This window comes from Arthrobacter sp. CAN_A6 (assembly GCF_015751715.1).
In the GTDB taxonomy this organism is placed as follows: Bacteria; Actinomycetota; Actinomycetes; order Actinomycetales; family Micrococcaceae; genus Arthrobacter_D.
In genome coordinates this window covers 565,488-582,824 of the sequence record NZ_JADOUV010000002.1, presented here as the reverse complement: position 1 = coordinate 582,824, position 17,337 = coordinate 565,488, and the positions used below count along the sequence as shown (strand labels likewise).

The 17,337-nt window shown below is 64.8% G+C and carries 14 protein-coding genes and 2 tRNA genes; 5 read left to right on the top strand and 11 right to left on the bottom strand.

The genetic code is table 11. The annotated features are described in order from the left end of the window. Nucleotides 1-12 precede the first annotated feature (12 nt). The 6 genes from IWX75_RS06110 to IWX75_RS06085 all read right to left on the bottom strand — a co-directional run bounded on the left by IWX75_RS06110 (nucleotide 13) and on the right by IWX75_RS06085 (nucleotide 3,970). A tRNA-Glu gene (locus tag IWX75_RS06110) sits at nucleotides 13-88 on the bottom strand. 72 nt (nucleotides 89-160) lie between these two features. Further along, nucleotides 161-232: transfer RNA gene (locus IWX75_RS06105), tRNA-Gln, on the bottom strand. A 69-nt stretch (nucleotides 233-301) separates the two neighbouring features. Next, nucleotides 302-1,027, bottom strand: coding sequence for an HAD family hydrolase (locus tag IWX75_RS06100; RefSeq protein ID WP_196821323.1), 726 nt, complete (start codon nucleotides 1,025-1,027; stop codon nucleotides 302-304). 17 nt (nucleotides 1,028-1,044) lie between these two features. Continuing rightward, complete coding sequence (gene gltX, locus IWX75_RS06095) at nucleotides 1,045-2,556, bottom strand: glutamate--tRNA ligase (RefSeq protein ID WP_196821322.1); 1,512 nt, start codon at nucleotides 2,554-2,556, stop codon at nucleotides 1,045-1,047. A 56-nt stretch (nucleotides 2,557-2,612) separates the two neighbouring features. After that, nucleotides 2,613-3,386 (bottom strand): fumarylacetoacetate hydrolase family protein, encoded by a 774-nt coding sequence (locus tag IWX75_RS06090; RefSeq protein WP_196821321.1) that lies wholly within the window; start codon nucleotides 3,384-3,386, stop codon nucleotides 2,613-2,615. Nucleotides 3,387-3,805: 419 nt separating this feature from the next. Beyond that, nucleotides 3,806-3,970: a hypothetical protein gene (locus IWX75_RS06085; protein ID WP_196821320.1), complete on the bottom strand. Its 165-nt coding sequence runs from the start codon at nucleotides 3,968-3,970 to the stop codon at nucleotides 3,806-3,808. A gap of 539 nt (nucleotides 3,971-4,509) precedes the next feature. Here IWX75_RS06085 and IWX75_RS06080 point away from each other — a divergent pair. Then, nucleotides 4,510-5,238, top strand: coding sequence for a hypothetical protein (locus tag IWX75_RS06080; RefSeq protein WP_196821319.1), 729 nt, complete (start codon nucleotides 4,510-4,512; stop codon nucleotides 5,236-5,238). A gap of 158 nt (nucleotides 5,239-5,396) precedes the next feature. Here IWX75_RS06080 and IWX75_RS06075 read toward each other — a convergent pair whose 3' ends face one another. Continuing rightward, a complete protein-coding gene (locus IWX75_RS06075) occupies nucleotides 5,397-6,875 on the bottom strand; it encodes a chitinase (protein ID WP_334684138.1) in 1,479 nt (492 codons plus the stop codon). A 369-nt stretch (nucleotides 6,876-7,244) separates the two neighbouring features. Between IWX75_RS06075 and IWX75_RS06070 the strand changes: the two genes are divergently transcribed. From IWX75_RS06070 to IWX75_RS06060, 3 genes are read left to right on the top strand one after another with little or no spacing between them, the layout of a single operon-like run. Further along, nucleotides 7,245-9,587 carry a glycosyltransferase family 2 protein gene (locus IWX75_RS06070; RefSeq protein ID WP_196821317.1) on the top strand — a complete coding sequence of 781 codons (2,343 nt, stop codon included), beginning with the start codon at nucleotides 7,245-7,247 and terminating at the stop codon, nucleotides 9,585-9,587. After that, entirely contained in the window at nucleotides 9,584-10,120 is a 537-nt protein-coding gene (locus tag IWX75_RS06065; RefSeq protein ID WP_196821316.1) for a DUF7793 family protein, read from the top strand. Before IWX75_RS06070 ends, IWX75_RS06065 begins: the two co-directional genes overlap by 4 nt. After that, entirely contained in the window at nucleotides 10,110-11,660 is a 1,551-nt protein-coding gene (locus tag IWX75_RS06060; protein ID WP_196821315.1) for a putative bifunctional diguanylate cyclase/phosphodiesterase, read from the top strand. The genes IWX75_RS06065 and IWX75_RS06060 overlap by 11 nt, the downstream gene beginning before the upstream one ends. Nucleotides 11,661-11,827: 167 nt before the next feature. On the opposite strand, the gene IWX75_RS06055 is transcribed toward IWX75_RS06060, so the two are convergent. After that, the gene (locus IWX75_RS06055; protein WP_196821314.1) at nucleotides 11,828-12,934 is read right to left on the bottom strand and encodes a branched-chain amino acid aminotransferase; all 1,107 of its coding nucleotides are present in this window, start codon (nucleotides 12,932-12,934) and stop codon (nucleotides 11,828-11,830) included. A 42-nt stretch (nucleotides 12,935-12,976) separates the two neighbouring features. After that, complete coding sequence (locus IWX75_RS06050) at nucleotides 12,977-14,050, bottom strand: 3-isopropylmalate dehydrogenase (RefSeq protein ID WP_196821313.1); 1,074 nt, start codon at nucleotides 14,048-14,050, stop codon at nucleotides 12,977-12,979. Between the two features lie 142 nt (nucleotides 14,051-14,192). On the opposite strand from IWX75_RS06050, the gene IWX75_RS06045 reads away from it, so the two are divergent. Continuing rightward, a complete protein-coding gene (locus tag IWX75_RS06045) occupies nucleotides 14,193-14,735 on the top strand; it encodes a hypothetical protein (RefSeq protein WP_196821312.1) in 543 nt (180 codons plus the stop codon). 41 nt (nucleotides 14,736-14,776) lie between these two features. On the opposite strand, the gene metG is transcribed toward IWX75_RS06045, so the two are convergent. Next, nucleotides 14,777-16,351, bottom strand: a complete 1,575-nt coding sequence (gene metG / locus IWX75_RS06040) for a methionine--tRNA ligase (RefSeq protein ID WP_196821311.1) — start codon at nucleotides 16,349-16,351, stop codon at nucleotides 14,777-14,779. Between the two features lie 52 nt (nucleotides 16,352-16,403). Beyond that, on the bottom strand, nucleotides 16,404-17,336 hold the full coding sequence (locus tag IWX75_RS06035) for an acetamidase/formamidase family protein (RefSeq protein ID WP_196821310.1): 933 nt from the start codon (nucleotides 17,334-17,336) through the stop codon (nucleotides 16,404-16,406). Between the last annotated feature and the right edge of the window lies 1 nt (nucleotide 17,337).

The window sequence follows — 17,337 nt, the reverse complement described above, 5'->3', positions numbered from 1 at the left end:
GCATCAGGACGTTGGTGACCCCAGCGGGATTCGAACCCGCGTTACCGCCGTGAGAGGGCAGCGTACTAGGCCGCTATACGATGGGGCCAGTACTGTTTCCTGCTGTTTTTACTACTGTTTTTTCCTGTTTTTACTCGGCCATGCTGTGCAGTTCCCTGCGCTGGGGTACCAGGACTCGAACCTAGAATGTTGGTACCAGAAACCAGTGTGTTGCCAATTACACCATACCCCAATAGCACTTTTCGAAGCCCTCGACCTGCAGGATTCCGACCGCGTAACCGCTGCGCGCCGAGAAACAACTTTACCGGACAGGTGGCAGGAACTGCAAAACGGCACTCAGGGTGCTGATCCGACGCTGCGGGGCATTCTCCATCTCGAGGCCGGCCCGGTCGAGCCACACACCGACCAGCCCTGCGGCGTCAGCCCCATGCGCGTCGACAACCGGGTTGTCCCCGACATAGAGGGTGCGTGCGGGCGGAGTACCCAGCAGCCGGACGCCCTCCAGGAAGATCGCCGGGTCCGGTTTGGCCACGTCCAGAGCGTCGATGCCGACCAGTATCCGAATGCGGGAAAGTCCCGCCCGGTCCAGCTTCGCCCGCTGGTAGTCATGAACGTTGTTGCTGATCACGCCGTACGGGATGCCCCGCTCGTCGAGCGCATCCAGCAGGGGGACGACGTCGTCGTAGGCCTTGAAGTGGCGCGGCAGGGTGGACTCGTACGCCCGATTCCAACCTGCCGCGGCCTCGGCATCGAAGGGCACCGAGGTGAACCCTGCCCGCGCGTGGGCCGCGCGCCGAATCCGCTGCTCGATGAAGGTAGCACTCCCCTGCAGGAAGCTGTCGTAGTGACGTTCCGGGTCACGCGCATACAGCCGCTTGTATTCGATCCAGTCGTCATCGCTGAGGTGGCTCAACCCTTCATCGGCGATCTCGTGAAGCGTGACTCCCATCGCGCCTTCGAGGTCCACGAGGGTGTCATCGATGTCGAAGAGGACGCCCAGCGGATAATCGTTCGTGATCGGCTCCATAGGTTCCACCACCGCTCCTACTCGCCGGACGCGGCGCGGAAGGCCCGGATGCGCGCGAGGGAGGACTCCCTCCCGAGGATCACCATCGACTCGAAGAGCGGCGGCGAGATCCGCCGTCCCGAGATTGCTGTGCGGACGGGGCCGAAGGCGAGCCGCGGCTTGAGGCCGAGCCCGTCGACGAGCGCCTCTCGGAGTGCAGTCTGGATGGACTCGGCATCCCAGCCGGCGAGGCTTTCGAGCGCTTCCAGAGCACGGTCAAGCACCTCGCCGAGATTGGCGGGCAGGCCCTTCCGGGCGTCATCGGCGATGTCGATGGCATCGTCGTGCTTGAAGAGGAAGCCGAGCATCTCAGGCGCCTCACCGAGCAGGGTGATGCGCTCCTGGATCAGGGGTGCGGCCTCCGCGATGATCGCGGCCTCGCGGGGGTCCAGCGGATCCCCCACGAGTCCGGCGGCCACGAGGTAAGGAACGAGGCGAGTACGGAAGTCCGCCGGGTCGAGGAGCCGCACGTGGGTGCCATTGATGGCTTCGGCCTTCTTCAGGTCGAAGCGGGCCGGGTTCCCGAGGACGTCAGCGATGTCGAACTTCTCCACCAGCTCGTCCACCGTGAAGATGTCCTCGTCGGCGGACAGGCTCCAGCCGAGGAGGGAGAGGTAATTGAGCAGGCCTTCCCGAATGAACCCGCGCTCACGGTGGAGGAAGAGATTCGACTCGGGGTCCCGCTTCGAAAGCTTCTTGCTCCCCTGACCCAGAACATAGGGGAGGTGCCCGAAGAGCGGCATGTAACGGGCCACGCCGATGTCGATCAGCGCGCGGTAGAGAGCCACCTGCCGTGGGGTGGAGGACAGCAGATCCTCCCCCCGCAGGATGTGGGTGATGCCCATGAGGGCATCGTCCACGGGGTTGACCAGCGTATAGAGGGGTGCGCCGTTGGCGCGGACGACGGCGAAATCGGGCACGCTTCCGGCACGGAAGGTGATCTCGCCGCGAACCAGGTCGGTGAAGGTGATGTCCTCGTCCGGCATGCGCAGCCGAAGGACGGGCTCGCGTCCCGCACTGCGCAGCGCCGAGCGTTGCTCAGGGGTGACGTCCCGGTCGAAGTTGTCGTAGCCGAGCTTCACGTCACGGTCGGCAGCACGGTGGCGCTCCTCGACCTCTTCTGGAGTAGAGAACGACTCGTACAGGTGGCCCGCCTCGACCAATCGGGCGATGACGTCCGAGTACAGCTCGCCGCGCTGCGACTGGCGGTACGGCGCGTGGGGTCCGCCGACCTCCACTCCCTCGTCCCAGTCGATGCCGAGCCACCGCATCGCTTCGAGCAGCTGCCCGTAGCTCTCCTCGCTGTCACGCAGTGCGTCCGTGTCCTCGATCCGGAAGATCAGCTTCCCGCCCGTATGCCGCGCGTAGGCCCAGTTGAAAAGGGCGGTGCGGATCAGGCCCACATGGGGAGTTCCCGTCGGCGACGGGCAAAAACGCACGCGAACGGGAGTGGAAGCGGTGACAGTGGGGAGCTCAGCTGCAGTAGTCATGATGACGCAAGTCTAGTAGCCGGCCGCTGGGCGGATTGCAGGGACGGACCCTACGTTCAGCGCCGGACAGGGTTGGAAAGCCTGCCGATTCCCTCGATGTCGACGTCGAAACGCTGGCCGTCGGTGATCAGGCCGACACCCGCCGGCGTCCCGGTGAGGATGATGTCGCCCGGCAGCAGCGTGAATGCCTGGGATACGTAGGTCACGAGTTCACGCGCGCCCCAGATCATGTCACTCGTCGAGCCGTCCTGGCGAAGCTCACCGTCGAGGCTTCCCCGGATGCTGAGGTTCTCGGGATCGAGGTCGGTCTCGATCCACGGCCCGAGGGGGCAAGACGTGTCGAACCCCTTGGCGCGTGCCCACTGGTTGTCGGTTTTCTGGACGTCACGCGCCGTGAGGTCATTGGCGCAGGTATACCCGAAGACGACATCGTCAACGCGCTCGAGCGGAACGTCCTTGCAGATGCGGCCGATGACCACTGCCAGTTCGGCCTCGTACGAGATCTGGTCAGAGAAGGACGGAAGCATCACCGGGTCGCCCGGGCCGACGACGGAGGTGTTCGGTTTGAGGAACATCAGCGGAGCCGCCGGGGTCGCCGAGCCCATTTCACTGGCGTGATCGGCGTAATTGAGTCCGATACCCACCACCTTGCTGCGCGGAATCACTGGTGCGAGGAGCCTCACGTCCTCCAGCGCATGGCGCGCGCCGGTCAGCTGGACGCCGGCGTAGAACGGATCACCGTTGATCACCGCCACTTCTTCGCTTCCGCTGGGTCCCTCGACCACGCCGAACATGGGATCGTCATCCACTACAAAACGTGCAATTCGCATGGGCCAAGGCTACAGGTCACAGCACCCCGGGCATGGGTTCACCGCAGTGGCGGCTCACTGCTGCGGCTGCAGGCACGCAGTCCGGTTGGCGCGCAGCGGCTCACTGACTGCTACGGAGTTCACCGCTGCGGCTAGCACGCACCTGCTCACTGCTACGCAGTTCACCGCTTCGTCGGCAGGCACGCACCTGCTGGCACGTCGGAGCTCACTGCAGCGCGGGCAGAGCAGACTCGGCATCTACCGGACTCCGCGCCGCCGGGCCGCGCCGGGCTGCGCCGGGCCGCGCTGGGAATTCAAGGCACACAAAAGCCGCGGACCTTCCTCCCCAGAAGGTGTAGGTCCGCGGCCTAGGTGGTGCTGGCTGTACTGCTGGATGTACTAGGATCAGACGGCGGCGTTGCGGCCACAGTGTATGAAACCTAGTGAGGCCAGCGGTTGACGTCGGTGCTCGAAACCGTGGGCGACGTGGTCTTGGTAGTGGACGTCGTGGTCTTGGTCGAGGATTTTTCGCCGGCAAATGCCGCGGATCCTCCACCGGCTACGAGCAGGGCAGTCAACATTACTGTTGCGGCAATTTTCTTCATGGCATTGATCCTTGGGCTTGACGGGAGACCTTAGTTTTTCCTTCTCGCGGATGCGATTAGCTTGACAGTATACGAAACCCCCGCGTTCACACCAGTAACTCCAGCAACTCTCTCAACTTTCCAATACATTTACTTTGAATTGCCTTAGACTTGGGCCCGGCAAGCAGGGAATTAGCCCCAACAGCACCTGTAGCAACACGGTGCACTGCGATAGGGAGGTGGCAATGGCTCCGCATAATGAACCAGGTGAGCGCGTGCTTCTCGAGTTAAGCGCCCGAGATTCCTGGAACCAGCGGGATTACGACAAAGCTCGCCGCACGGCCCACGAGGCAGCAGTACTTGCCCTTGATCTCGGTGACGCTTCCGCTTGGTGGAACATGAAGTTCCTTCAAGCTGAGTGCCTACGCAAGCTAGGTCTTATGAGGGAGTCCGCGGAGGTCTCACAAGAGCTTGAGAACCATCCCCTCACGGTCCAGTCAACCGCGCATGCGGCACGGGTCTTCACCATTCTGTCTTTGGCGCTCCAGGGTTGCGGTGACTTGCCCGAAGCCATACTGGCGGCAAGAAAAGCGGCCGCTAATGCGGCCCTGGCTCTAGACCAGCAGGATTATCAAATCAAGGCACAGGACACTTTAATCGCTGCGCTCGCCGACAGCGACCAGCTCGACGATGCATGGGTGGAATGCCTCACGCTGGCTGCGCTCCTGCAAGGAAACCCGAGCTCACAAAGCGCAGGCATGAGCTACTGGGCCATCGGCAATGTCGCCTTCCTCATGAACCAGCCCGAGGAGGGCACCAAGTACCACCGCCTTGCTGCTGAAAACCTGTCCCCCACGAACGATCTTGAACTGTGGGCCAAATTCAACCGGGCGTCCGCCGAGATCCGCCTCGCCGCCGGCGTCGTCCAGCCCGAAACCCTCGAATGCATCGACCGCGCCGAACTGGCCGTCTCGATAGTGGGGGGCAGCGAGCGCGACAGGATCGAACTGGCGCTGACCAGGGCTCACTGGCTCGTGCTCACCGGCCAGTTCGATGCGGCGGCCGAACGCCTCAAGTTCGTCATCAGCAAGGACAAGCTGCTCGCCACCCACACTGCTGCCGAAGCGCACCTGCTCCTCGGGCGGGCGCTGAAGGCGAAGAGGGATGATCCCGAAGCGGCTGTGCAGAACCTCGAGACGAGCGAACACCTGTTCAGTCAGGCCGGCGCCCCGAGCAGGGCGGGATCCGCGCGGGAACTGATCGAGGACATCGAGCCCACCCGCTCCTGATCTCCCGCAATCGGGCGAGGAACCAGGTATTCCCTGCCGGCACATCCAACTGCCATCCAGCACGCAGCCGCTTACGAAATATCGTCGTAGGCCCTGGTCGGGGCCGGGTGTTCTCCTATTCCTCCCACCCCGACCAGGGTTCTTCCTTTTCCGGCGTGCTACTTCTGCCCCAGGAGCTCCTCGACTTCCGCACTGCTGAGCTTGTTCCATGGAGAGGCATCCGACCCTTGCTGGGCGGCCTCGGGGCTGTCACTCCTGGACCACCATTTGGCTTCGAACACATCGCCGCCGAGGAGCACCCGCTCACCCTTCAGGTAGGTCTTCTCGGCCTCCCAGGCGGGGTAGGTTCCCGCAGGAGCCGTTACCTTCGGCAGTGGCTTCTCCCCAGGCAGTACCGGTCCCAGCAGGGTCCACGGTGTCTCGGCGGCCTGAAGGACGGGGTTGTCCGGAAGGTCTCCCTGGGTCCAGTACTTGGCAACGTAGACATTGCGGTGCCAGACCACGCGATCGTCCTCGGTGTAGGTGCCGGTTTCGCTCCAGATCGGATAAGGACTCGTAGCGGCGTTGTCCTCGACAGGGCCGGCCGGAGCTTCGGAGGGCGCCGGCGCATCACTCAGCGTGGCGGCACGGCCTTCGAAGCCTTCCCCCAGAACCTGGGCGAACTGCAGCCCGTCCTGGTCGATGCCGCTGCAGCCGTCCGAGACCACGGTGAGATCAGGGTAGTTGTCACTGCAGGTGGCATCCCTGTTGAGTGACCACATCGACATGCGGCCCACGCCCGTGGTGACGGCGAACTTATTGAAAGCGTCCGCTGCATCGAGGTCGAAGATCTCCCCCTTGACATCGTTCTGGCCCACCATGGGGGTCAGGCCGATCTTGCGCCATGCAGCCTGCGGACCGAGTTCAATGCCCGCCCGCTGGTAGAGGATCGACAACTGGCTGTGCGTCGCCTTCGCCGCACTGATCGAAGCGTCGAGCATACTGACGCCTTCCTCCCTGCCCTGGCCGTAATCCATGGTCATCGCATTGACCCCGGCGAGGTCGACGTCGGCGCTGAGGAACTGCGCGACGGCGTCGGTCCCCGCCTCGGTGAGGCCCGACGGGGCCACCGGAAGTGTCAGCCAGACCTTGAGGGGTTTCTCCGCGGCCGCCCGCTCCTGCGAAAGGGCTGCGATCGCCTCAGCCCTCCGCTTCCCTGCTGCGATATCCAGCAGGTTCTCCCCCTCGATGTCCAGGTCGATCATCGAGACCTCGTAGCGGTCGATGACGCGCTCGTAGGCGTCCTTCAGCTTGACCGGGTCCGAGCAGGATGTCGCCAGCTCATCGTTCAGCAGCCCGCCGAAGGAAATGGACACCTCTCCCCCGTTCTGGGCCAGCCGGGCGGTCCTGCGGTCGAGGTCGAGCGCCGACTCGGCCTCATCCAGACTGTAGGCGGCGCCCCAGGAAGGCTCACAGCCGTCGTCGGGGTCCGCGACGATGAACGAGAGCAGCACGTTCTTCCCCTCGTCGGTCACCGGCTTCTCGAAGGGATAGAAGGGCGTAGCGGTGGCATCCACGTAGCCGGCGAAGAAAGCTCCCCCGGCATCGGCGGCGCGGGCATCCTCGAAGCGGTTCAGCCCCAGGAAAGAGCCGGCCACCAGTGCGGACACTGCGCTGAAAAGGACCAGAAGCCGTAGTACGGAAAGCTTTCGGCCTGGAAAACGTTTGGACACAATGCCCCCAGTTGATGCCCGGAAAGGGCGGAAAAAGTAGTGAGACCGGCAGATGAACAGTGCCCGGAAGGGAGCACTTCAGTAATGAGACCCCAAGCAGTCGAAGTAAACAATGATGCTTGATGGATCAATGATACTGTTACTCCGATCACAGATCGGCCATCTCAGCCGATTGTTTCGAAACCGTCCCTTCCGGTCTCACATCGGGACGCTTTTCAGGTTTCGGATCCGTGGTTTCAGGTCAATTGCTGACAAGGCAGCGGTATTGCCGCTGCCGAACTGCTGGGGATGAATATGTCGAATCGAATAGCCCTGCCCTCCACCTCTACTACGCAGGGCGCGCCGGGGGAATCAAGCGGACGACGACGCCAGTGGGGTGCCGAGAAACGATCGGAACCACTTTCGATCGTGCACCCTATTCCGTCCAGCCGGAAGATTGCTCTTGGACGGCTCGGAATAACCGTGACGATCGGGGCCTGGCTGACCTATGTGGTGACGACAATCCTGCGGCAGTTCGCGGAAAACCCCAACGCGGGTTTCCGGTTCGAATTCGAGGCCGTCTCCTACCTCGTTGTCGTCACATTCCTCACCTTTTCCGCCCTGATGTATCTCGTTGCCCGTCAGGGTGCGCTGTACCGGTTCCGCGACCACCGCAGAATTCCACGCGGTGAACTCGATCGGCATTTCGCGGAACACCAGGACGGCATCACTGTCCTGGTTCCCTCCTATGCCGAGGAGCCCCAGGTGGTTCGGGCGACCCTGTGGTCGGCCGCGCTCCAGGAATTCCCCGAGCTGCGGGTGGTGCTGCTGCTGGATGATCCGCCGGAGCCCAGCGACCCCGCCGTTCGCATGCGACTCGACGCCACACGCGCGCTCACCGTCGAGATCGAGGCAAGCCTGCTCGAGCCCGCTGGTGCGGCAATCTCGGCCCTGCAGGGTTTCGAGGAGCGCACGGGCAGCACAGGCAGCAACAGTCCGGACATGCTCGCTGAACTGCAGCACCTCATCCACGCCTACGAGGAAGCTTCGGGATGGCTCGAGGCCATGGCCGGATCGGAGCGCGTCGAGGACCACGTTGACGAGTTCTTCGTCGATCTGGTGATCATGGGCCTTGCCCGCGAACTCCGGCTGACCGTCCTCGCACTCACCGCAGCCCTGGCGCAGCGCGACGCACCGAACGCGCCCCGCATGCGGGAGCTCTACGTCCGGCTCGTCCGGATCTTCAACACCCGCCTCGAAACGTTCGAGCGGAAGCGCTTCGCCTCCCTCTCCCACGAGGCGAACAAGGCCATGAACCTCAACGCCTACATTTCCCTGATGGGCAGCCGCTGGCGCCGTGAAGCCGCCGGCGACGGCGTAGTGCTGCGCGCCGTCGAGCCGGGGCATGAGCACCCTGACGACGTCGTGGTACCCGATTCCACCTACCTGCTGACCCTCGACGCCGACTCCCTGCTCCTTCGGGACTACTGCCTGCGCCTGGTATACCTGCTGGAGTCGCCGGGCAACGAGCGGGTGGCGGTCACACAGACGCCCTACTCGTCCTTCCGCGGGGCACCCACGCGTATTGAACGCGTGGCCGGCGCATCCACCGACATCCAGCACATTCTGCACCAGGGCATGTCCTATTTCGGAGCCACCTTCTGGGTCGGCGCGAACGCCGTGATCCGGAAGGAAGCCATCGAGGACATCGTCGAGGTGGAGAATGTCGGCGGGTTCGAGATCAAGACGTACATCCAGGACCGCACGGTCATCGAGGACACCGAATCGAGCGTCGACCTCGGCACCCATGGCTGGACGCTGATCAACTATCCGGAGCGCCTCAGCTACAGCGCGACGCCTCCCGACTTCGGGTCACTGGTTGTCCAGCGCCGTCGCTGGGCCAACGGCGGGCTGCTGATTCTCCCGAAACTCTGGAACCAGCTCCGACGGCGGCGTCACCAGCGCGAACAAATCCTCTTCCGGGAAGTGCTCCTCCGCGTCAACTACATGGCCTCGATCGCGTGGGCCAGCTTCGGTCTCCTGTTCCTCCTGGCCTATCCCTACGACAGCCGGCTCCTCAGCCCTGTCGTCTTCCTCGCGGCCGCGCCCTACTTCATTGCCATGGGCAGCGACCTGAGGGACTGCGGACACCGGTTTTCCGACATCTTCCGGATCTACGGCTTCAACCTGGTCCTGTTGCCGGTGAACCTGGCCGGTGTCCTGAAGTCCATTCAGCAGGCCTTCACCGGCGAGAAGATTCCGTTCGTTCGGACGCCCAAGGTGAAGGACCGCACTGCGGCCCCTGCTCTCTACGTGATCGTTCCCTATGCGATCGTCCTGTTCTCACTGCTCACCCTCGCCCGGGACGCTGTTGAACAGAACTGGGGGAACGCTGTTTTCGCAGCCCTCAATGCGGTGCTCGCAGCGGGTGCCATTCGGGCCTACATCGGCATCAAGAACTCGGTTGTCGACGTCGGGCTCGGTGTCATGAACTGGCTCTACGTGGCACCTCGCAAGAAGAAGACGGTTGTATCGCCCGTTATCGACAAGACGCCCGAGGAAGCCGACTGGGAGTCGATCCTGTACCACGGCGACCGGCGCCTCAACCGGGACCTCCGCGGAGCCAAGGACCGCCGCCGCCGGATAATGGTCCGGTGATCCCCCTCGGCGCCTCGGCCGTTCCGCGCGAGCAGCTTTCCCGGCCCGGTCCCACCAGCAGGACATCCTCGAATGACAGGACGCGTACGCGTATGCGGAACGAACCATCCGGGGAGGCCCGCACGGCGGAGGGCTGCGATGCGCCTGCCGGAAAACGTCCGGCTCCGGGGGCGACCGCCGACGCCGATGGCATCACCGTTCTGACGCTGCCCGCCGGGGAGCACATCACTCAGGCCGTAGCTGAGCGAAAGGCCACGGAGGCCCGCGAACTGGCCGGCGGCGTGGCGCGGCCGCTGCTCATCGACATCAGCGGCGTGCTGTCGATCGACCGTGCAGCCCGGTCCGTGATGGGAAATGCCAGCATTTCCACCGCGATCGCCCTGCTGGGATCCAGCCCGGTGGACCGGGTGATCGGCAACTTCCTGCTGGGCGGCCGGCCGCCGTCGTGCCCCGTCGAATTCTTCTCCTCGGAGAGCGAGGCGCTTGCGTGGCTCTCGGGATTTCGAAGGTACCCTGAGTCTGATGAGCGCTGACAACAAGGACCCGCGGCTGGCCGTACTCGTGGACAGCATTGTGCGGCTCTCGCGAGGGGAACTCAGCAGCCGTATTGAACCCTCGTCGGCGCGTGACGAGGTGGACGCCGTCATCACCGGGGTCAACCTTCTCGCCGAGGAGCTCGAGCAGGTGTACGACCAGTTCGAGAAAAGGGTGGAGAGCCGCACCGCGATGCTTCGGCAGGCGCACCTCGACCTCATGAAGATGGCGATGTCGGATGCCCTGACCGGACTCGCGAACAGGGTGGCCCTGATGGACGGAATCGAGACCGCCCTCGCGGGAGCCCAGGCAGGCGCGCTGCCACCCGCGCTGATCCTCCTCGACCTCGATTCCTTCAAGAACGTGAATGACCGCTTCGGGCACGACGCCGGCGACCGCGTGCTCCAGGAGGTGGCCGTGCGCCTCAATGGCGTGGTCCGCGAGAGCGATATGGTGGCTCGCCTCGGTGGCGACGAGTTCGCCATCCTCCTGCCGGAGGTCACCATGGACGTCGCGATGCAGGTGGCGCGCCGTGCACTGCAGGTGCTCGGGGAGCAGATCCAGCTCGATCATCTGTACGTCCACTCCCGGGCCAGCATCGGCGTCCGCCTCGGTGATCCGGGGCAGACCGCGGACGCGCTCCTGCTGGATGCGGACACCGCCATGTATGCAGCGAAGCGCGAGGGCCGGAGCATCATCAAGGTCTTCGAGCCGCTGATGCTGTACACGCGCCAGCTGCGGAGCCAGATGGCCACCGAACTGCGTGGTGCCATCACCTCGAACGAACTGGTGCTCCACTATCAGCCGGTGGTCGAGCTTGCGACGAACCGCGTCCTCGGCGTCGAGGTACTGGTCCGGTGGCAGCATCCCGTCCGCGGACTGATTCCCCCGGATACCTTCATCCCGCTTGCAGAGGAGATCGGGGCGATCCACGATCTCGATCGCTGGGTGATGCTGACGTCCCTGCGGCAGCTTGCGGAGTGGAGGCGGACGCTGCCCCTCGATGACGACTTCCAGCTGAGGGTGAACCTTTCCGCCGTCGAGCTGAAGCAGCTCGACCTGGTGGACCATGTCCGCTCGCTCCTGCGCGACCTCGGGGTTCCGGCGCACTGCCTGGTCATCGAGATCACCGAGACTGCCATCGTCACGCGCGGTGAAGTGGAGATGTATTCGCTGCTCAGCCTGCAGAAGCTGGGCGTCGGCATCGAGATCGACGACTTCGGTACCGGGTACTCCTCCATCAGCTACCTGCGCGAGCTTCCGGTCAGCATGGTGAAGGTGGACCGCTCGCTGCTGGTCGACCTGGACCACCGGCCCGGGCAACTCGAATTCGTCGCAGCAATCCTCCAGCTCATCCGCGCAGCCGGCCTCGAAGCGGTCTTCGAGGGTATCGAGACCAAGGAACAGGCCGATCAGCTGCGTGAGCTGGGGTGCACCAGCGGCCAGGGCTACTACTTCAGCAGGCCGCTTCCGGCTCCGGCAGCTACTGAACTGCTGACGGCCAGCAAGTTCCTCAAGGTGACCGTCGACGCCCCCTAGGACCGGGTCGCGGAGTCCCCCGCACGGAACTGGCGCAGATTCGGCAGCTGCCGCCGTCGCACTCCCCCTTTCCTGCACCGCTCCGCATGGGCGCACGACGACGTATGGAGGCTTCGACGACAGAAGGCGCCGGCAATGACGCCGACGCCTTCCTTCTGGTCCAGCCGCTAGACGAGCCGGGTCAGCCAGCCGTGCGTATCCTCACTGGTGCCCGTCTGGATGCCGAGAAGCTGGCTGCGGATCGACATGGTGACTTCACCGGCGGCCGAGTCGGGCGCACCGATCACCTCGTCGCCGTCCCGCAGCGAACCAATCGGGGTGATGACGGCGGCCGTGCCGCAGGCGAACACCTCCGTGATGTCGCCCGACGCCACGCCGTCGCGCCATTCGTCGAGGGTGATCTTGCGTTCGGTCACGTTCATGCCGCGGTCACGGCCGAGCTGGATCACCGAGGAGCGCGTTACTCCCTCGAGGATGGTTCCGGACAGGGCGGGCGTCACCAGTGATCCGTCCTTGAAAACGAAGAAGACGTTCATTCCGCCGAGTTCCTCGATGGCGTTGTCATTGAACTGGTCGAGGAACAATACCTGCTTGCAGTCGTGCGCCTCGGCCTCGAGCTGGGCTGCGAGCGAGGAGGCGTAGTTTCCGCCGGCCTTGGCAGCACCGGTCCCGCCACGCCCTGCGCGCGCATAGTTCCGGGACACCCAGATGGCAACGGGCCTGACCTCGCCGCCGAAGTAGTTCCCGGCAGGTGAGGCGATCACCCGGAAGGTCACTTCGCGGGCCGGCCGCACTCCGAGGAACGCCTCGGTGGCGATCATGAAGGGCCGGAGGTAGAGGCTCTCGCCGTCACCGGAAGGAATCCAGGCCTGGTCCGCGTTCACGAGCTGTCGCAGGGACTCGAGGAACAATTCCTCGGGAAGCTGCGGCAGCGCCAGCCGGACAGCAGACCGGTTGAGCCTTGCGGCATTCGACTCGGCACGGAAGGTCCACACCGACCCGTCGGCGTGGCGGTAGGCCTTCATGCCCTCGAAGATCTCCTGGCCGTAGTGGAGCACGGCGGCTGCAGGGTCGAGCGCGATGGGTCCGTAAGGCTCCAGCCGCGGGCTGTGCCAGCCGCCCTCCCCCGCCTCGTTGACCGCGAAGTCGACCACCGTGGTGTGGTCGGTGAAATAGTTACCGAAGCCCGGGTTGGCAAGGATGGCACTGCGCTGTTCAGGCGTTGCGGCGCTTGTGGAAAGATTCTGGGCAAACTCCAGCTCCGTGGCTGTCATGATTCCTCCGGGCAAACTTTCGGTTAGTGATCACTCACCAGCTTAGGACACAGCGGCGGCAATAGCATCGCCTACCGCGGCTGTGCTCCGGGTGCGTCCGTCGCGACCGGCAATGTCCTTCTCGACAGCCTCTTCCACCCGCGCAGCGGCGTCCCCGTGTCCGAGGTGCCGCAGCAGCAGTGCGGCAGAAAGGATAGCGGCAGTGGGGTCTGCTTTCTGCTGCCCGGCGATGTCCGGCGCGGACCCGTGAACGGGCTCGAACATGGACGGCGCTGTGCGGTCCATGTTGAGGTTGCCGGAAGCAGCCAGCCCGATGCCCCCGGTCACCGCCGCTGCCAGGTCCGTGATGATGTCACCGAAGAGATTGTCCGTGACGATGACGTCGAACCGGGCCGGTTCGCTCACGAGGAAGATCATGGCGGCATCGACGTGCAGGTAGTCATGGGCGACGTCGGGAAACTCCTCGGCAACCGCTTCGACGGTCCGCTTCCACAGGTGGCCCGCGTAAACGAGGACGTTGTGCTTGTGCACCAGGGTGAGCTTTTTGCGGGGCCGTCCGCTGGCCCTCCGGAACGCATCCCGGACCACTCGCTCCACACCGTGCGCGGTGTTGAGGGAAACCTCGGTGGCGATCTCGTGGACGGTGCCGCCGCGCAGCGTTCCACCATTGCCAACATAGGGCCCCTCGGTGCCCTCGCGCACCACGAGGAAGTCGATCTCGCCGGGATCGGCGAGCGTGCTGGCTACGCCGGGATAGAGCCGGGAAGGCCGCAGGTTCACATAGTGATCAAGCGAGAAGCGCAGTTTCAGCAGCATTTCCCGCTCGATGAGGCCGGAGGGGATGCGGGTATCTCCTGGAGCAGCACCGACGGCACCGAAGAGGATGGCGTCGTGCTGCCGAAGCTTCGCCAGGGTCTCATCGGGGAGCGTCTCCCCCGTGGCGAGCCAATGTTCGGCACCGAGGTCGTAGTGCGTCAGCGCCACCTCCACGTCCCCGGCCGTGACCGCCCGGAGTACCTTGAGCGCCTCCGCTGTTACTTCCGGGCCGATGCCGTCCCCCGGAATGACTGCGAGGTCGATGGCGGTGCCGGAGCCCTGGAACGTTGATTTCCTCATTCCCCAAGATTAGGGAAACGTCCGCTTGCTGGACAAACCGTCTCAGCTAGTGGATAACTCTTTGTGGCGGTGGCACCGTGTCCGTGCAGTCGGCTAGCGTAGCGCAGCAGAACATCGACGCATCATCGAGGGAGAACCAGGAATGAAACAGGGATCCGAACCTGCTGACGGTACTGCAGGGCGCACTGATCGGGAGACGTTGAACTCCTACCTCGACATGCACCTTTTCGGCGCGACGAACGGTGTCCGGCTGTTCGAGGCGGCTTCACGCTCGTGGGCCGACACGCAGCACGGCCGAGTCATCGCGGGTCTCGAGAAAGACATCGCCGAGGAGCGCCGACAGCTTCGGCGCGTGATCGAGCGGTCCGGGCACCGGCCGGGACGGGTCAAGATGCTCGTTGCCCACGGCATGGCGAGGCTCGCCGAGGTGAATCCCGTCAATCCCTGGCGCCGGAAGACCAGCACCGGCGCACAGCTGGAGTTGGAGTCGCTGCTGTCACTGCTCCGCGGCAAGGAGTCCCTCTGGGAGACGCTGATCGCCCTCCGTTCCATCGATCCCGCGGCGGACGGACTTGAATTCAGCGACGAGAAGCTGCAGGAGCTCCTTGAAGAAGCCCGCGAACAGCAGTCGCGAATCGCCGAGGTGATCAGCAGCACCGCTGCGGACCGGTTCCTCAAAGGCTGAAGCGCCCCTCGGGCCCGTGATCCACGCCGGCGGAAGTATCCTCAGCCGGCCTCGGGCTCCCCCGCGTACTTGGGGAAGACCGGAACAGGCGCGGGCAGTTCGGTTCCGGGCACCAGCGGAGTTCCGATCGCCGCGAAGGTGCGCAGGGCGTCGTCGTCCGCCGTTCCCTGGCCCAACGCGGTCAGGAGCTGTGCTGCACTGCCGGGCATCACCGGCTGGGCCAGGATCGAGACGATGCGGAGGATTTCAAGGGTGACGTACAGCACCGTCTCCATCCGTGCCGGATCGGTTTTGCGCAGGACCCAGGGCTGCTGGTCGGCGAAATAGGCATTGGTGTCTCCGAGCACCTTCCACACGGCCTCCAAAGCCCTGGAGAATTCCTGCTTCTCGAACGCCGCCCTGCAGATTTCCAGCAGGGCGGCCGCCTGGGCAAGGATCGCGGTGTCGGCGGCGTCCAGCGCGCCCGGTCGGGGAGCCTTGGCCCCGCAATTCTTCGCAACCATGGAGAGGGATCGCTGGGCGAGGTTGCCGTAATTGTTCGCGAGGTCCGCATCCATCCGGCCCACGACGGCGTCGTGGTTGTAGGAGCCGTCCGCGCCGAATGGCACCTCGCGCAGGAGGAAGAACCGGACCTGGTCGAGACCGTACTGGTCTACCCAGTCCTGGGGCGCTACGGTGTTGCCGAGCGACTTGGACATCTTGACGCCCTTGTTGTGCAGGTGCCCGTGGATCATGATGCGCCTGGGCAGTTCGAGCCGCGCGGACATCAGGAAGGCCGGCCAGTAGATGGCATGGAAGCGTGAGATGTCCTTGCCGATCACGTGGACGTCGGCGGGCCAGTACTTCCGAAACGCCTCGGACTCGGTGTCCGGAAACCCGGCCCCGGTCAGGTAGTTGGTGAGGGCATCGACCCAGACGTACATGACGTGGCGCTCGTTGCCCGGTACCGGCACACCCCAGTCGAAGGTGGTGCGGCTGATGGAAAGGTCCTCGAGCCCGCGCTTCACGAAGCTGATGACCTCGTTGAAACGGGACTGCGGCGCACCGAACTCCGGCTGCTCCTCGTACAGGGCGAGGAGCTTGTCCTGGTAGGCGGACAACCGGAAGAAGTAGCTCTCCTCCTCCGTCCAGGTGACTTCGGTGTCGGTCTCCGTGGCGTACCGGAGGCCGTCGGCGCGGACCTCGGTATCGTCCTCGACCCAGAACGCTTCGTCGCGTACCGAGTACCAGCCGGAGTACTTGTCGAGGTAGATGTCGCCGGAGGCTTCCATCCGGCGCCAGATCTCCGTTGCGGCAGCATAGTGGTCCGCGTCGGTGGTGCGGATGAACCGGCTGTAGGAGGAACCGACGACGTCGTTCATGGTCTGGAAGGACCGCGCGTTGCGGGTGGCGAGCTCGCGCACGGGGACGCCCTCCCGGTCAGCCGTCTGCTGCATCTTCAGGCCGTGCTCGTCGGTGCCGGTGAGGAACAGGACGTCATACCCGTCGAGGCGCTTGAAGCGGGCCATGGTGTCAGTGGCGATCGCCTCGTAGGCATGGCCGATGTGCGGCACGCCGTTGGGGTAGGAGATGGCGGTCGTGATGTAGAAGGGGGGCTTGGCGCCTGAGGAAGTCACCCTACGAAATTACCCTGTCCAGGCGGGCATCGCCGATTGTTGCCCGCCGGCGTCAGCTGTTCCGAACGACGGCGTCATCGGCGAGGACCGCGTGCACTCCCCAGGTCTCGTTGGCGATCTGGGTGATGCGGAGGTCCACCACTGAACTTGCGAGGGCCAGGGCGTGCGTCCGCGACAGGCCCAGCAGTGCCTGCAGCCAGGTGAGCATCGCACCGAGCGCCTCGGCGGTTGCCGCGTTGAGATCGGCATTGAAGCCGAAGGTGATGCGGGCCCCGGGCGTCACGGCGTGGATCGCCTGGAGGGGCGGGTCCGGCTCGAGGCCGAGGACGAGCCGGGAGGTCATCGGACATTCGATGGCGGTGCCGCCCACCTCGCCGTCGCCCTGTGCCGCGTGGCCGTCGCCCACGCTGAGGAGGGCTCCGGGAACCGTCACGGGGAGGAACAGCGTAGAGCCGGCCACCAGCTCCCGGCAGTCGATGTTTCCGCCGCCCGCGGCGCGGGGAGGAGTGGTGGAGAACTCCCCGGCTTCGGGCTGCGGCATGCCGACGACGCCGAGGAAGGGCCTCAGTTGAACGGTGTGGCCGAACTGGTTCGTCCCGGTTCTCCGCTCCCGGTCCAGCTCCCACAGGAGCCATCCGGGCTCACCGCCTGCGACTCCCAGCGACCGCGTGAAGGCGTCGTCGCGCCGCCCTGCCACGGTGAAGCCCCAATCACCGGGTGTGAGCGCCTCGAAGGAGACGGAGAGCATGTCCCCCGGCTGCGCCCCCCGCACCTCGATGGGACCGGTGAGGCAGTGGCCCCGCCGGTCGGTGAACATCAGCGGACGCACCTCACCGGGGAAGGACTGAGGCTCCAGGTGACCGGAGGCATCGAGGGACTGCACCACCACCGTGTCGCCGGGATCCACTGCCAGCACTGCCGGCGTATCGCGGGAGAAGATTTGGGTGACGGTGCCGGGGCGCACCTCGAGCTGGTGAATTGCCATC

What these genes read in the sequence shown, in the direction of transcription:
- gltX (WP_196821322.1), bottom strand. Translation starts at nt 2,556, where the DNA reads ATGACTACTGCAGCTGAGCTCCCCACTGTCACCGCTTCCACTCCCGTT.
- IWX75_RS06060 (WP_196821315.1), top strand. Translation starts at nt 10,110, where the DNA reads ATGAGCGCTGACAACAAGGACCCGCGGCTGGCCGTACTCGTGGACAGC.
- IWX75_RS06035 (WP_196821310.1), bottom strand. Translation starts at nt 17,336, where the DNA reads ATGGCAATTCACCAGCTCGAGGTGCGCCCCGGCACCGTCACCCAAATC.
- IWX75_RS06055 (WP_196821314.1), bottom strand. Translation starts at nt 12,934, where the DNA reads ATGACAGCCACGGAGCTGGAGTTTGCCCAGAATCTTTCCACAAGCGCC.
- IWX75_RS06050 (WP_196821313.1), bottom strand. Translation starts at nt 14,050, where the DNA reads ATGAGGAAATCAACGTTCCAGGGCTCCGGCACCGCCATCGACCTCGCA.
- IWX75_RS06085 (WP_196821320.1), bottom strand. Translation starts at nt 3,970, where the DNA reads ATGAAGAAAATTGCCGCAACAGTAATGTTGACTGCCCTGCTCGTAGCC.
- IWX75_RS06045 (WP_196821312.1), top strand. Translation starts at nt 14,193, where the DNA reads ATGAAACAGGGATCCGAACCTGCTGACGGTACTGCAGGGCGCACTGAT.
- IWX75_RS06100 (WP_196821323.1), bottom strand. Translation starts at nt 1,027, where the DNA reads ATGGAGCCGATCACGAACGATTATCCGCTGGGCGTCCTCTTCGACATC.
- IWX75_RS06070 (WP_196821317.1), top strand. Translation starts at nt 7,245, where the DNA reads ATGTCGAATCGAATAGCCCTGCCCTCCACCTCTACTACGCAGGGCGCG.
- IWX75_RS06090 (WP_196821321.1), bottom strand. Translation starts at nt 3,386, where the DNA reads ATGCGAATTGCACGTTTTGTAGTGGATGACGATCCCATGTTCGGCGTG.